This window comes from Streptomyces spiroverticillatus, from assembly GCA_014650415.1.
GTDB classification, from domain to species: Bacteria; Actinomycetota; Actinomycetes; order Streptomycetales; family Streptomycetaceae; genus Streptomyces; species Streptomyces spiroverticillatus.
Genome location: BMUX01000026.1, coordinates 48,103 through 62,557, shown reverse-complemented (window position 1 = coordinate 62,557; position 14,455 = coordinate 48,103). Strand labels below are relative to the sequence as shown.

At 69.5% G+C, this 14,455-nt stretch carries 14 protein-coding genes; 11 read left to right on the top strand and 3 right to left on the bottom strand.

The genetic code is table 11. From position 1 onward, the window contains the following. Positions 1 to 63: 63 nt before the first annotated feature. Entirely contained in the window at positions 64 to 1,242 is a 1,179-nt protein-coding gene (locus IE269_RS38840; RefSeq protein WP_189828047.1) for an FAD-dependent oxidoreductase, read from the bottom strand. Between the two features lie 325 nt (positions 1,243 to 1,567). On the opposite strand from IE269_RS38840, the gene IE269_RS38835 reads away from it, so the two are divergent. From IE269_RS38835 to IE269_RS38830, 3 genes are all read left to right on the top strand, one after another. Then, positions 1,568 to 3,322, top strand: coding sequence for a SagB family peptide dehydrogenase (locus IE269_RS38835; protein WP_189828046.1), 1,755 nt, complete (start codon positions 1,568 to 1,570; stop codon positions 3,320 to 3,322). Between the two features lie 392 nt (positions 3,323 to 3,714). Continuing rightward, positions 3,715 to 3,945, top strand: a complete 231-nt coding sequence (locus IE269_RS43905) for a DUF6851 domain-containing protein (protein WP_368861153.1) — start codon at positions 3,715 to 3,717, stop codon at positions 3,943 to 3,945. Positions 3,946 to 4,318: 373 nt separating this feature from the next. Next, positions 4,319 to 4,693, top strand: coding sequence for a DoxX family protein (locus IE269_RS38830; RefSeq protein WP_189828045.1), 375 nt, complete (start codon positions 4,319 to 4,321; stop codon positions 4,691 to 4,693). A gap of 58 nt (positions 4,694 to 4,751) precedes the next feature. Here the strand turns inward: IE269_RS38830 and IE269_RS38825 are convergent, their stop codons facing one another. Next, entirely contained in the window at positions 4,752 to 5,468 is a 717-nt protein-coding gene (locus IE269_RS38825; RefSeq protein ID WP_189828044.1) for a helix-turn-helix domain-containing protein, read from the bottom strand. Between the two features lie 479 nt (positions 5,469 to 5,947). Next, positions 5,948 to 6,238 (bottom strand): antibiotic biosynthesis monooxygenase, encoded by a 291-nt coding sequence (locus IE269_RS38820; protein ID WP_189828043.1) that lies wholly within the window; start codon positions 6,236 to 6,238, stop codon positions 5,948 to 5,950. A gap of 117 nt (positions 6,239 to 6,355) precedes the next feature. Here IE269_RS38820 and IE269_RS38815 point away from each other — a divergent pair, with 117 nt between their 5' ends. The 8 genes from IE269_RS38815 to IE269_RS38780 all read left to right on the top strand — a co-directional run bounded on the left by IE269_RS38815 (position 6,356) and on the right by IE269_RS38780 (position 14,389). Then, the gene (locus IE269_RS38815; RefSeq protein WP_189828042.1) at positions 6,356 to 7,090 is read left to right on the top strand and encodes a helix-turn-helix domain-containing protein; all 735 of its coding nucleotides are present in this window, start codon (positions 6,356 to 6,358) and stop codon (positions 7,088 to 7,090) included. A gap of 122 nt (positions 7,091 to 7,212) precedes the next feature. Then, entirely contained in the window at positions 7,213 to 8,577 is a 1,365-nt protein-coding gene (locus IE269_RS38810; RefSeq protein WP_189828041.1) for an FAD-dependent monooxygenase, read from the top strand. 166 nt (positions 8,578 to 8,743) lie between these two features. Beyond that, positions 8,744 to 9,376, top strand: coding sequence for a TetR/AcrR family transcriptional regulator (locus IE269_RS38805; protein WP_189828040.1), 633 nt, complete (start codon positions 8,744 to 8,746; stop codon positions 9,374 to 9,376). A gap of 138 nt (positions 9,377 to 9,514) precedes the next feature. Continuing rightward, positions 9,515 to 10,906 carry an NDP-hexose 2,3-dehydratase family protein gene (locus IE269_RS38800; RefSeq protein WP_189828039.1) on the top strand — a complete coding sequence of 464 codons (1,392 nt, stop codon included), beginning with the start codon at positions 9,515 to 9,517 and terminating at the stop codon, positions 10,904 to 10,906. After that, positions 10,903 to 11,910, top strand: coding sequence for an NAD-dependent epimerase/dehydratase family protein (locus tag IE269_RS38795; RefSeq protein ID WP_189828038.1), 1,008 nt, complete (start codon positions 10,903 to 10,905; stop codon positions 11,908 to 11,910). The genes IE269_RS38800 and IE269_RS38795 overlap by 4 nt, the downstream gene beginning before the upstream one ends. Before the next feature lie 11 nt (positions 11,911 to 11,921). Continuing rightward, positions 11,922 to 12,644 (top strand): class I SAM-dependent DNA methyltransferase, encoded by a 723-nt coding sequence (locus IE269_RS38790; RefSeq protein WP_189828037.1) that lies wholly within the window; start codon positions 11,922 to 11,924, stop codon positions 12,642 to 12,644. Next, entirely contained in the window at positions 12,641 to 13,750 is a 1,110-nt protein-coding gene (locus IE269_RS38785; RefSeq protein ID WP_189828036.1) for a DegT/DnrJ/EryC1/StrS family aminotransferase, read from the top strand. Before IE269_RS38790 ends, IE269_RS38785 begins: the two co-directional genes overlap by 4 nt. 48 nt (positions 13,751 to 13,798) lie before the next feature. Then, complete coding sequence (locus IE269_RS38780; RefSeq protein WP_189828035.1) at positions 13,799 to 14,389, top strand: dTDP-4-dehydrorhamnose 3,5-epimerase family protein; 591 nt, start codon at positions 13,799 to 13,801, stop codon at positions 14,387 to 14,389. Positions 14,390 to 14,455: the final 66 nt, after the last annotated feature.

Genomic DNA, 14,455 nt, shown 5'->3' with positions numbered 1-14,455 from the left:
GTCTTCCTCCGTGGTCGCAGAGCGGGTGGTCGGGGTGGGGTGTGCGGGGGCTCCCGGAGGACCTCACGGGTTGTAGTTGAAGAGTTCCTTGTCCCGGTAGGTGTCCTCGCGCCGCTTCATGGACTTGATCAGCGCGTCGCGGACCCGCCCCACCAGGGGATTGGTCGTGTGCCCCAGCCGGGCGATCAGCCGGGAGTGCTGGACGATCTTGTTGGCGCGCTGGGAGCGGACGCGCCCGTACTGGCGCAGCGCGGCGGGCACGTGGTGCTCGGCCAGCAGACTCGCCAGGCTCGCGACGTCCTCCAGCGCCATGTTGGCCCCCTGGCCCAGGACCGGGCCGATCGGGTGCGCGGCGTCACCGAGCAGGACGAGCCTGCCCGTGTGCCAGCGCTTGAGGGGCGGACAGTCGTGCACATCGGTGACGACCATGTCCTCCACGGCGCAGGACTCGACCGTCTCCGCCAGCGGGGGCGACCAGTCGCCCCACAGCCGCAGGAGATCCGCCCTGGCCTGCTCCATCGGCTTGCGGGGCCAGGAGTGTTCGGGGGCGTTGACGGTGGCCGTCCAGAAGAGCCGGGTGTCGCTGAACGCCTCGGCGAAGAAGTGCCCGCCCGGTCCGACGAAGACGAAGCCGTCGCCGTGCTGGGCAGGCCGCTTGGATATGCCGCGGATCGAAGTGAACCCGAGGTAGCGCGGCTGCACATCACCCGCGACGAGCGTCCGCAGGGTGGAGCGCACTCCGTCCGCGCCGACCACCAGGTCACCGGTGGCCTTGCGCCCGTCGGACAGCAGCACGGTGGCGGTGTCGCCCGTGTTGTACGCCTCGCACACCTTGGCCCGGTGATGGACCGTCACCTCGGCCCGGCCCGGCCGCTGCACCGCCTCGGCCAGGATGCGGTGCAGGTCGGCACGGCGGATGCCGATCATCGGCGCACCCCACTTCGCGGGGAAGTTCGCGACCTCCCGGCTTTTGAGGAGCTTGCCGTCCCAGGACATGATCGGCATGTCCTGGCAGTGCCGCTCGCTGGACCAGCCCGAGGCCCGTACCTCTTCGCCGAGCCGGGGGCTGATGCAGTCCACCGACTTGACGCCGTTGGGTGTGAGCTCGATGCCGGAGCCGGTGTTGCCGAAATCGCCCGCCCGCTCGAACACTTCGGAGCTGATGCCCCGCTCGCGCAGGGCGACGGCGAGAGCGAGCCCGCCGATCCCTCCGCCGACGATGATTACTTTGATCGACTTCATGTCCGCGTTTCTCCCCGAGCTGGTGTTCCGGGCCCTCTCCTGGAGAGCCAGGGAAGATGTCTTCTGCCACGTTCATCGCCGCCGGACTCGGCGAGTGCAAACCTTCCGGAAATCGAGCCCGGGCCTTTTCGAGGAAACATCACCCCCCATGTGCCCTGACGGGCAGTTTTGCATGACGGAACTCTTGCGGGAATATCCCAGATTGCTTTTCTCGTCGAAGGTCCGGAGCCCTTGTGGTGCCGTCGCGGACGGGGCTATCGTCACCCATTCCGATGCGCAATCGATCCATTGCGCGTGTATCTGTGCACCAGGGATGGATGACGGAATGACAACCGTGGCCGGAATTCGCGGACCGGAGAATGCACCGACTTCCTGGCGTTCTCTGCACATAGCCCTCGACAAGGACATCGACAAGAACGACGACGTGGGCGTCGGCAAGGACCTCGGTGAGGAGGCGGGGCGTGCCGAACGCCTGCTCCTCACCGTCGTTGCCCCCTGGGCGGCCGCCCGGACCGCCGCCGGCGACCTGACGGGCTGGTTCCCCGAGCGCACGGCCCTCGACGGCGGCCGACTGTGCGTACACCTCCTCAGTACGGACGAGAAGTGCGCGGCAGATCTTGCCGAGGCGGTGCGCGCGGCCGCGGACGCCGAAGGCCGGGTCCCGGAGTCCTCCGAGTTCCCCTACGAGCCGGACGCGGCCCCCTTCGGCGGGGCCGCCGGACTCGCGCTCTGCGCACCGCACTTCGGGGCTGCCACGCGCGTCGCCGTCGAGGTGATCCGGGCTGCGCCCTCGCGGGAGAAGAGGCTGCGCGCCGCCGCCGCACTGCTGCTCGCCTCGGCCCTGGCGGCGGAGCCCGAGCCGCGCGCCGCCGTCGCATGGCTGCGCGGCCACGCGTCCGTGCTGGCCGGCACCGTGGACGTGGCGGACGCCCGCGGCCGGGCCGAGCAGGACCACTTCCGCAACGAGGCGGAGTGGCGACGTCGGCACGCCGTCACCCGCGAGGAGACCGCCAGGCCCACGACCACGACGGGGGCGTGGTACCAGCAACAATGCGCGCTGCTGGCCCCGTTGGGGCTGCTGCGGGAGGCGGGCGAGCTGGAGCTGCCTCCCGGCGAGGTGCTGCGGGCCTTCGCCCGGCGGCTCTTCGGCCAGCTCGGCCTCGACGCCCTCGACGAGGCGTACGCGGCCTGGCTGGTGTCGATGGACCTCGTCTCGCCGGGGCCGCGCGAGCCCTACTTCGCCGACTCCCCGGCCGCGGTCGACCGGCTGACCCACGAGTACGGCAAGTACTTCGGCGCCCGGCTGATGGACCAGCGCCCCGACATGCCGGGCGCCAGGGACGTGGGACGCCAGGAGCTCGGGCCGGTGCTGGCGCGGATCGAACTGGAGCGGCACGTTCCGTCCGGCCCGGACGTCCTGCCGTTCGAGCAGGTGCTCCTCGAACGACGCAGTGCGTACGGCTACTACGGCGGCCCGGTCACGCTCGGCGAACTCGGCACGCTGCTCCACCACGCGGCGGGCGTCACCGCGCAGAAGACCATGCCGGGGGCGGACGAGGCGTACCCGGTGCGGCCCTACCCCAGTGGCGGTACGCGCTACCCCTTGCGCGTCCTGCTCTACTGCCATGACGTCGCCGGGCTGCCGCGCGGGACGTACCTGTACGACCCGCAGGGCCACGCCCTGGAACAGCTCGGCGACCGGGACATCTGCGCCGATCTGATGCGGATGGCGCCCGCCACGGACCCCAGGGTGAGCTTTCCGCCCAAGGCGGGCGGGAACCTGCACGTCGACGACTGCCCGCTGTGGATCTTCACGGTGGCGGACCTGACGTTCCAGCGTCTCCATTACGGGCTGCGCTCCTATCGTCTCGTCCTGCAGGAGAGCGGCCACCTCGCACAGAACCTGGCACTCGTCGCGACGTGGCTGGGCAAGTCCTCGGTAGGGCTCGGCGGGTTCTACGACGACACCGTGAACGAGGCGCTGGCGCTCGACGGTGTCAATTCGTCCGTGGTCTACGTCCATCTCGTGGGCGTGGTGCAGCCGCCGCCCCCTGCGGCGAGGGGAGACGTTACTATATGATGGCTCTAGTGTCTCCCTCTTGTGAGTGGGCGAGTGCCTGCCCCGAGGGGGGTGCGGGCGGCCCCCTCGCCGCCCGCGCCCCCTCTCGGCAGCCGGAATATCCGTACGCGCGAGGTGCGGAGGGAGATATTCGGTCGCGGTTATTCGGGCGTGGGCGGAAATCCCGGAAGGCGACTGTCAGCCTGCCCTGAGCAAGGGAAGCGAAGACATCCCGAGCCTCGCCCGTGAAGGTCGTCGCGCAGTACGGCGGTACAGCAGTACAGCGGTACGTCCGACGTCCGCGGCAACTCAGGAGATTCACATGAGTCAAGGAAAAGGCTTACGAAGAAAAACGGCACCGCGCCGTCAGGTGCTGTTCGGAATTGCCGGAGGCGCCGGATTTCTCGCGGCCGATGCCCTGGGCCCGGCGGCACAGTCGGCCCCGGCCGCCGACCGCGACCGGCATCCACGGGGGCCTCGGACACCGTCCGGTAAGCGAGCGGGCGACCACCAAGCACCGCAACATCGCGCTGATGTACACCACCTACTGCATGTACGCCGCACTCCTGCCGCAGTCCTCGGCCCTCTGGCGCGCGACCACCGCACCGTACGGATACCCGCCGACCCGTGGCCGAGCTGCCTGAACACCCCTGACCACCCGGAGTACCCGTCCGGCTCGTCCGTGGTGGCGGCCGTCGAGGTGTCCTGGGACATGGGGCGCAGGGTCGGGGACCGCGCCTACGCCTTCGTCCGCGCCCCCATCGACGGGAAGGTGTGAGGAGCCTGCCGCCGGTCCCGGGGAGCGGATGACCGCGGCGTGTGCAAGCCGGTGCGATCGGCCGGCAGGCGCAGGCCGATCGCACCGGTTGTGCGTCAACTTCCTTGCCACGTAGGCCACATGACTACGCGTCAGCTGCCAGGTCGACGGGTTGAAGATCCCCTTCTGTCTCCCGGGCGCTGCCGGCGCCCGGGTGTTTTACCCCTGATCACCTCTCGGAAAGCAAAGGAAGTCACACCATGAACGTCGCCCTGTGGATCGTTGCGGGAGTTCTCGCCCTCGCGTTCGCCCTCGTCGGCCTGATGAAGGTCGCCAAGCCCAAGGAGGAGCTGGCGAGCGGCGGCATGCCGTGGGTCGGCGACTTCTCGTCGGGCGTGGTGAAGGCGCTCGGAGCGGTCGAGGTGCTCGCCGCCATCGGGCTCGTGCTGCCCCCGCTGGTCGACATCGCCCCCGTCCTCGTGCCGCTCGCCGCCACCGGGCTGGCCGTCACGATGGCGGGAGCGGCTGTCGTCCACGCGCGCCGCAAGGAGGGCTCCGCCATCGGGCTCAACGTCGTGCTGCTGGCCCTGGCCGCCTTCGTCGCCTGGGGGCGCTTCGGTCCGTACAGCTTCTGACGCCACAGCTTCTGACGCCCGATGCGAGCGGGGGCTGCCGGGGGCCGGCCCCTGCCGGTCAGCAGGCGAGGGCCCTCGACCCGGCCGACAGCGTGAAGAGGATCGGCGGGTTGGCCCAGCCGAGCGGGCGGAGCGTCATCTGGACCGTCGGGCAGCCCTCCGGCCCGACGGTGACGGGCCCCGCCGTACCGACGAGCAGAGGACCGCCCGCCGCTGTGCCGTGCGGGTGGGCCTCCTCGGTCACCGCGTGCACGTACCAGGTCCCCTGCGGGACATCGGTGATGTGGAACCTGCCGGAGCGCGCGATCGTCGCGCGGGCGGCGGGAGAGCGTTCCAGGATGGGGCTTTCGAACACGCCGATGTGAATGATGGAGTCCGTGCCGTACGGATTCCTGACGATGCCCGAGATCGAGGGCTTGCGCTCCGCCCGCGTGTCTTTCGGTGCGATCGGGATTCCACAGGAATCGGGCTGCGGGGTTGCGGGAAAGCTGCGTCGGTACTGCGTGGGAGGACACCCCACCGACTCGCTGAAACGGCGTGTGAAGCTGCCGGTGCTGCTGTATCCGACCTGTGCTCCTATGTCGCTCACGTTCAGCGAGGTGGACGCCAGCAGGATCTTCGCCTCGTGGAGTCGCACGGCGCTCAGGAAACGGCCGGGCGTGACGCCCGTAATACGCCGGAACGTGCGCAGGAAGTGAAATTTGCTGACCATTGCGGTGTGGGCTAATTCGTCGAGCGTGAGAGGTTCGTGATATCGCTCGCGTATCGTTCTCACGGCACATCGGATAATGTGCTCCATACTGCTTCCCTCTGTGAGGGTTTCACTGGCGAAACGTCCGTGTGTCACGCGTAGACCTCGCGGTTCATTGGGTGGTGAATCGCAGATTTTTCGGGACGTGATACGGCGGAAGCAAAGCACGGTCGGCCAACTTGCCACCGTACGGCCAGCCGGTTGTGGAGTGTTCCGGGACGAATCCAACGGCTGTGGGGAGCCGGTGCGGGATTCTCTTCGGTGTGTCCTTTGTCCGGTGGTGGTCGACGTCTTCAGGAGAATTACAGACGGCGTGCACCCTTGTCTTCTTCGTTCTTGCGGTTTCTCCGGCGGGACGAGGGCGCCGGGAATTCGGCTGGCCGGCCGGCGGTGACGTACGTCCGGGCACGCGAAAAGGGCCCCTGCTCGCGGGCGGCAACCGGATTCCGGTGCCGTGTACGAGCAGGGGCCCTGGGAGTGCGTGTGGTGCTTCGGCCGCGCGGTCAGATCACGGAGACGATCTCCGCCGACTCCGCCGTCGAGTCGGTCGTCAGGGCGAAGGCGGCGTGCGCCTCCGTGATCGTGGGCGCCGCGGCGAGGGCCTTCTGCATGTGCTCCGCGCTCTCCCAGTACCAGTGGTCGACCCAGCTGCCGTCGTCCAAGCGGCCCAGGCGGGCCTCGGTGAGACCGGGGTACGACTCCCGGACGGCGGCGATCAGCACGGCCCGCTTCTCGATCATCGCCTGCTCGTTGGCGGGCTCGGTCCTGAAGCGAGTGATCCGGACGGTCGTCATGTCAAGTCCCTCTCTAGAGTCTCTATCTCAAGTGGTACTCTAGATGTAGACTACGTTGACGAGTCAAGTGCTCTGGTTGCTCTGAGTCGGGATCGTCCACTTCGCGGGGGAGTGCTGATGCGGTCGGAAATCGAGAGCGTCGTCGAGGTCATGCGTGACCGGTACGACGAAGATCTTTCTCTGCATGTGCTTGCTGATACGGCCCGGTTGAGTTCCTTTCACATGTCACGGCTTTTCCACCAGGAGACCGGCCTGCCGCCGGCCCGATTCCTCTCCGCCGTGCGGCAGGAGGTGGCGAAGCGCAAGTTGCTCTGCACCTCGGACCGGGTCGCGGATATTTCCGTTCAGGTGGGCTATTCCAGCCTCGGCAGCTTTACGACACGTTTCACCAAGAGCGTCGGTGTGTCACCGGGGCGATTTCGTCGGCTGGCACTGCTCGGGCAGACGGCCATCGAATTCACGGCCGGCCGGACGGACGACGCACCGTTCGCGTACGGATCCTTTTGCGGGCGGCTCCGCCGGAGCGACGGGCAGGACGACGAACCCGTTTTTGTCGCGGCGATTCCTCCGCTCACCCGGAATGAGCACCCGTCGCGATGCCGTCGCATCTGCAACGGAAAAGGGTTCTGGAACATCGACTTCGTTCCCGAGGGCGTCTGGTACCTTCAGGCGGTTTCCCGGAGGACCGGTGGCGGGAAACGGCCCATTGCGATTGCGAGCGCAGGGCCCTTCTATGTCGCAGCGGGCTCCACGGTCGACGTGGATCTGGTGCTGAAATCGCCTTCGCAGACGCAGGTGTTCGACAGGGAGCGCGCCACTATCGGTGCCAAACTTCCTGAGCTCTTTTCCTGAAGGCAGGCCTCTCGGGCCGGTTGAGCAATCTTGGAGAAGACATGAATCCCGGCCCCCTCGAGAATGGCACGACGGTGCGGTCCGCACCGCAATTGCTGTCTTTATGAGGAGGGCACGTGGGTGTGGTCGGCGGACACGCAGTGATTGTCGGGGGCTCGATCGGGGGACTGGTCGCGGCCCGGGCGCTCTCCCGCAGATTCACCTCGGTGACCGTCGTCGACAGGGACGCTCTGCCCGACGGTCCGTACGACCGGAAGGGCGTGCCCCAGAGCCCCCATGCCCACGCCCTGCTCATCAGCGGCCGCAAGCAGCTGGAGGAGTTCTTCCCCGGTCTCACCGAGGAGCTGATAGCCGGCGGGGCCGTTCCCTTCGACCCGGGCCAGGACCTGCTCTTCCATCAGATGGGGGCGCTGCGCGTCAGGTTCCGCAGCGGCCGGCTCGGCATCAGCCTCACCCGTGCCTACCTGGAGCACGCGGTCCGGCGCAGGGTCGCCGCGCTGCCCAACGTCCGCATCCTCGACCGTACCGCCGTGAGCGGGCTGTTCGGCGTGTCCGGCAGGGTGCTCGGGGTCGACCTGGACGACGGCCGCAGGCTCGGCGCGGAGCTCGTCGTCGACGCCACCGGACGCAGCGCCGGACGGACGGAGCGATGGCTGGAGCTGCTCGACTGCCCGGCGCCCAGGACCACGACCGTCAAGATCGACGTCGGATACACCACACGTGTCATGCACCGGCAGGGCGGGGAACTGCACGACGACGCGCTGCTCTACCTGATGTCGGCGGTGCCGCCGCACGACAAGCGTGCCGCCGCGGTGTTCGCCGTCGAGGGGAACCGCTGGATGGTCACCCTGGGCGGCTGGCACCGCTCGCACGCACCGGTGGACCCCGAGGGCTTCGCCGCCTTCGCCGACGACCTGCCCGACCGGCACGTCGCCGACCTGCTCGCCCGGACCAAACCGGTGAGCGAGGAGAACGCGGAGCGCTTCCTGTATCCGGCGGCCAGGCGCCGGTGGTTCGAGAAGCTGGACAAGCTCCCCGCCGGATACGTGGCCCTCGGCGATGCGATCTGCAGTTTCAATCCCCTCTACGGCCAGGGCATGACCGTGGCCACGCTGGAGGCGGTGGAACTGGGCCGCTGCCTCGACCGGCACGGCAAGGCCGACGAGGCCATGGCGCGCCGCTTCTACCGGGCGGCGGCCCGCGTGATCGACATCCCCTGGCAGATGTCCACGAGCAGCGACTTCATGTATCCCGAAACGGTCGGCGCCAAGGGGTTCGGCACCGACCTCCTGAACCGCTATGTGCGGCAGGTGATGATGGCCAGTCATGTGTCGGTCCCCGCACACCGGGTCATGCTCGACCTGCAGCACCTGCTGGCCAGGCCCCCGGCGGTGCTCCGGCCCGACCGGGTGGTCCGCGCACTGATCGCCGCCCGCCGCTCCCCGGCCCACCCGGCGTACGACGGACCGGCGGCGGCCGCCCCCTGACCGGCACGGGCGCTCGCGCACCTGCCCGCACCTGCCGGTACGGCACGGCTGCGTGCCCGGCTGACGGGAGCGGCAGTCATACTTGGCCCAGGCCTGCCGGGCGTACGGACACCGATACGTTCAGCAGGCCCGAGACGCCGTAGCAGTGAGTAGGAAGTGATCCAGAATGGCGAAGGAAAATCCCGGCCGCCGCCTGAAGGCGCAGCAGACCCGCAACCGGATGCTGGAGGCCGCGATGGCTCTCTTCGTCGAGCACGGGTACGGCGGGACCACCATCGAGTCCATCGCCGGCAAGGCCGGCGTCGCCGTACAGACGATCTACTTCTCGTTCGGGAACAAGCAGCGGATCCTGAAGGAGCTCATCGACGTCCACATCGCGGGCGACGAGAACCCCGTACCGACCCTGGAGCGCCCCCAGGTGATCGAAGCGCTGGAGGCGGAGGACCCGCGTCAGCAGCTGCGGCTCCAGGTGCACTTGACCCGCGTCGTCCTCGAACGCGTCGGTCCGCTGCTGGAGGTGCTGCGCAACGCCGCGGCGACCAGCGGCGACGGGGCCGAGCTGTGGGAGGCGAACAAGAGCCAGCGGCTGGTCGTCCAGCGGCGCTTCGTCGAGTCGCTGGAGAGCAAGGGCGCGCTGCGGGAGGGGCTCGGAGTGGACCGCGCCGTCGACATCTCGTACGTGCTGCTCGGCCCCGAGCTCTTCCACCTCCTGGTCACCGAACGCGGCTGGTCCATGGACGAGTGGGAGCAGTGGGTGTTCGACAGCCACTGCCAGCACCTCATCGGCGAGAAGGCCTGACATTGCCAGAGCTCTGAATTTCTCATCCCGCGGCGAGTGTGATGAGCAATCTGGGAGACGCCACGGGCGGCACGCTGGGAGAAAATGAATTGCCAGCGAAAGTGTCGCCTGGAGGCCAACCTAGTCCGAGAGTTGCCGATGAAGGAATTACTCGCCGATTCGCCGTACGTTCCAGAAGGCTTCCGTCGCTGGTTCGAGGCCGCCCGAAAGACCGGGTACGCCCAGGTGGAGCGGGTCCCGCTGGACTCCGTACAGGGGTGGGACTGCGGGCCCGACGCGCCGGCGCTGACCCACCGCAGCGGACGTTTCTTCTCGGTCGAAGGGCTCCGTACGAGTCATTCTCGAGGCGCCGTCCCCTGTTGGGACCAGCCCATCATCAATCAGCCCGAAACGGGGATACTCGGAATTCTCGTCCGGTGGACCGACGGTGTTCTGCACTGCCTCGTCCAGGCCAAGGCCGAACCCGGAAACATCAACGGAATTCAGCTTTCGCCCACCGTGCAGGCGACGCGGAGCAACTTCACCGGAGTGCACCGCGGGAAATCCGTTCCCTATCTCGCGTACTTCCAGAACGCCCCTGCCGACCGCGTGATCGTCGACGTGCGGCAGTCCGAGCAGGCCTCGTGGTTCCTGCGCAAGCGCAACCGCAACATGATCGTGGAGACCCATGAGGACATCGCGGCGACCGAGGGCTTCCGCTGGCTGCCCGTCGCCGAAGTGCTCGGGCTGCTGAGGATCGACGACCTGGTCGGCATGGACCTGCGCAGCGTACTGGCCTGTCTGCCGGTGGCCGACGCACAGCACAGCACGCGCAACATCACGCGCACCATCACGCGCACGGGAGTGCCCCGCGGACCCGTCACGACCGCACAGATACGGAGCTGGCTCACCGCCGCGCGCAGCGAGATCGAGGTGCGCACCGAACAGGTACCCCTCGCGGAACTCGAGGGATGGCGTCGCGGGCCCACCGCGATCACCCACGAGAGCGGCCGGTTCTTCGACGTCATCGGGGTACGCGTCCGGGCGTCCGGCCGTGAGGTGCGGGAGTGGGCCCAACCGATGATCGCCGCGCACGGCACCGGCGTCGTCGCCTTCCTCACCACCCGCTTCGACGGCGAGCTCCACGTCCTGGTGCACCAGCGGGTCGAGCCGGGATTCGTGGACGTGGTCGAACTCGGCCCCACGGTCCAGTGCACGGAACGCAACTACGACCAACTGCCGCCCGCCGCACGCCCCTTGTTCCTGGACGACGTGCTGAAGGCCCCGGCGGACCGGATCCTCCTCGACGTCACCCTGTCCGACGAGGGCGGCCGGCTCTTCCGCACCCGCAGCCGCCACCTCCTCGTCGAGACCGACCAGCGGCCCGACCACCCGGACTTCCGCTGGATGACACCGGCCCAGCTCTCCGCACTGCTGCGCCACAGCCACTACGTCAACATGCAGGCCCGGAGCCTCCTGGCCTGCCTGCACGCACTCCGCGCCCCGGCCGTGCCGGTGCCGACGCCCGGACAAGGAGCCACGCGGACATGACCTCGCAGGAGCGCGAACCGGGCGCGTTACCGGTGGTGACCGTACTCGGAGCATCCGGATTCGTCGGATCGGCGGTCCTGGCGGCGTTCGCCCGTCGGCCCGTCCTGCTCAGGGCGGTGGCGCGGCGCACGAGCCACGTCCCCGCCACGGGAGCCGCGCGCACGCAGGTGCGCACCGCCGACCTCACCCGCGCCGGACAGGTCGCCGACGCCGTCGCCGGAGCGGACGTGGTGATCCACCTGGTCACGCACAGCGGCGGCTGGCGGGCCGCCGAGAGCGACCCCGCCAGCCGGGCCGTCAACGTGGGGGTCATGGAGATGCTGTGCGAGGCCCTGAGCGATCGCCGGCGCGACGGGCCGGGCCCGCTGGTCCTGTACGCGGGCGCCGCCTCCCAGATCGGCCTGCCGCCGGACCGCCCCGTCGACGGCAGCGAGCCCGACCGCCCGGAGACCGCGTACGACCGCCACAAGCTGGCGGCCGAACGCCTGTTGAAGGAGGCCACGGCCGACAGCGTGATGCGGGGGGTCAGCCTGCGGCTGCCGACCGTCTTCGGGCACGTCGGGGAGCACGCCCCGGATCGCGGCGTGGTGGCCTTCATGATCCGCCGCGCCCTGGCCGGGGAGCCGCTCACGCTGTGGCACGACGGCACGGTCGCGCGGGACCTGGTGCACGTCGACGACATCGCCGAGGCGTTCACGGCGGCAGCCGACCACCCGGACGAGCTGTCCGGCAACCACTGGCTGCTCGGCGCGGGCCGGGGCGACCCCCTCGGCGCCGTCTGCCGCACGGTGTCCCGCCTGGTGGCCGACCGGCTGGGGAAGCCGCCGGTGCCGGTGGTCTCCACCGCGCCGCCCAAGGACGCGCCGGCCACCGACTTCCGGAGCGTCACCATCGATTCCTCGCCGTTCCGGTCGGTCACGGGATGGCGGCCCCGGACCCCGCTGCACACGGCCCTGGAGCGGACCGTCGCCGCCCTGGCCCAGACCCGTACGCCATCGAACTGAGGGGGAGAGCCGTGTACGGACCGGAGTTCGCCGAGATCTACGACCACGTGTACACCTTGCGCGGCAAGGACTACCCGGCCGAGGCCAAGCACGTGACCGAGGAGATCCGCGCACGGCTGCCCGAAGCGGCGTCGCTGCTCGACGTCGCCTGCGGTACCGGAGGGCACCTGCGCCACTTCGACGGGCTCTTCGAGCACGTCGAAGGCGTCGAGCTGTCCGAGGCCATGCTGGAGGTCGCCCGCGACCGGATGCCCGGCATCCCGCTCCACCAGGGGGACATGCGCGCCTTCGACGTCGGCCGGACCTTCGACGCCGTCGTCTGCCTGTTCGCCGCGGTGGCGCACCAGAGCGCCGAGGAACTCGCCGGCACCCTGCGCTGCTTCGCCCGCCACCTGCGCCCCGGCGGCGTGGTCGTCGTCGAACCCTGGTGGTTCCCCGAGACCTTCCTCGACGGCTACGTCGCCGCCGACGTCCTCACGCCCGACCACCGCACGATCAGCCGGGTGTCCCACACCCGGCTGGAGGACGGCGCCTCCCACATGGACGTCCACTACGTCGTCGCCGACGCCCGGGGCGCCCGGCACTTCGTCGAGTCCTACGTCCACCGGCTCTTCCCGCGCGACCTGTACGAACAGACCCTGCGCGCAGCGGGGTTCACCACCCAGTACGTCGAAGGTGTCCCGTCGGGCCGGGGCCTCTTCCTCGGTGTGAAGGAAGGAGCGTGGCGTCCATGACCACCCGAGTATGGGGCTACCTGGACGAGTACGCGGCGGAGCGCAAGGACATCCTCGACGCCGTCGACACCGTCTTCGGCTCCGGCCGCCTCGTGCTGGGCGACAGCATGCTGGGGTTCGAGCGGGAGTTCGCGGACTACCACGGCGTGCGGCACTGCGTCAGCGTCGACAACGGCACCAACGCCATCAAGATCGGGCTCCAGGCCCTCGGCGTCGGACGCGGCGACGAAGTCGTCACCGTGTCGAACACGGCCGCGCCGACCGTCGTGGCCATCGACGCCCTGGGCGCCGTCCCGGTCTTCGTCGACGTCCACCCCGACACGTACCTCATGGACACCGCACAGGTCGAAGCCGTACTGACCGACCGCACGCGCTGCCTGCTGCCCGTCCACCTGTACGGACAGTGCGTGGACGTGGAGCCGCTGCGGGAGCTGGCGCACATCCACGGGCTGAGCCTGCTGGAGGACTGCGCCCAGGCCCACGGTGCCACCCGCGACGGCGTCCTGGCCGGGACCACCGGGGACGCCGCGGCCTTCTCCTTCTACCCGACCAAGGTGCTGGGTGCCTACGGCGACGCAGGCGCCACCCTCTTCCGCGAGGCCGAGCACGCCGACCGGATGCGCCGGCTGCGCTACTACGGCATGGAGGAGCGCTACTACGTCGTGGAGACGCCGGGGCACAACGCCCGCCTCGACGAGGTGCAGGCGGAGATCCTGCGCCGGAAACTGCCCCGGCTCGACGGCTACATCGCCGCCCGGCGGGCGATCGCCGCACGCTACGCCGAGGGCCTGGCCGGCACCGGCCTCGTCCTGCCCGCCGTCGCACCGGGCAACGAACACGTCTACTACGTCTACGTGGTACGGCACCCGGAGCGGGACGCGATCCTGCGGGCGCTGCGGGAGCACGGCATCGAGCTCAACATCAGCTACCCGTGGCCCGTCCACACCATGACCGGCTTCCGCCATCTCGGCCTGCGGGCCGGGGCGTTGCCCGTGACGGAGACCCTCGCGGAACAGATCTTCTCGCTGCCGATGTACCCCTCGCTGTCTCCCGCCACCCAGGACCGGGTGATCGGCGCGCTGCGCGAGGTGCTGGCGACGTTGTAGCGCACCGCCGACACCCGCCCACGCCAGTGGACCCGTTCAGGAGGAGCCATGGAAATACGTGAACTCGCCGTCGAGGGAGCAGTGGAGTTCACTCCGCGGATCTTCCCCGACGAGCGCGGACTCTTCGTCTCGCCGTTCCAGGAGGAGGCCTTCGAGAAGGCCGTCGGGCACCGGCGCTTCCGCACGGCGCAGACCAACCACAGCAGGTCCCGCCGGGGAGTGGTGCGCGGTGTGCACTACACCGTGACACCCCCCGGGACCGAGAAGTACGTCTACTGCGCCCGGGGCGCGGCCCTGGACATCGTGGTCGACATCCGGGTCGGCTCACCGACGTTCGGCAGGTGGGACGCCGTGCGGCTCGACCCGGTCGACTTCCGGGCCGTGTACTTCCCGGTCGGGGTGGGGCACGCCTTCGTCGCACTGGAGGAGGACACCGTCATGTCCTACATGCTGACGAGCGGATACGTGGCCGAGCACGAACTGGCCCTCTCCGCCCTCGATCCCGAGCTCGCCCTGCCGATCCCCGCGGGCGCCGACCCGGTCATGTCGCCGCGCGACCTCGCCGCGCCGACGCTCGCCGAGGCGAAGGCAGCGGGTCTGCTGCCCGACTACGCCCTGTGCCGGGAGCGGACCCGGTGACCGGACACCACCGCCGGACGGCACGGGGCGGCCCGGCCGGACCCGCAGGACATCAACGAAGGAGGC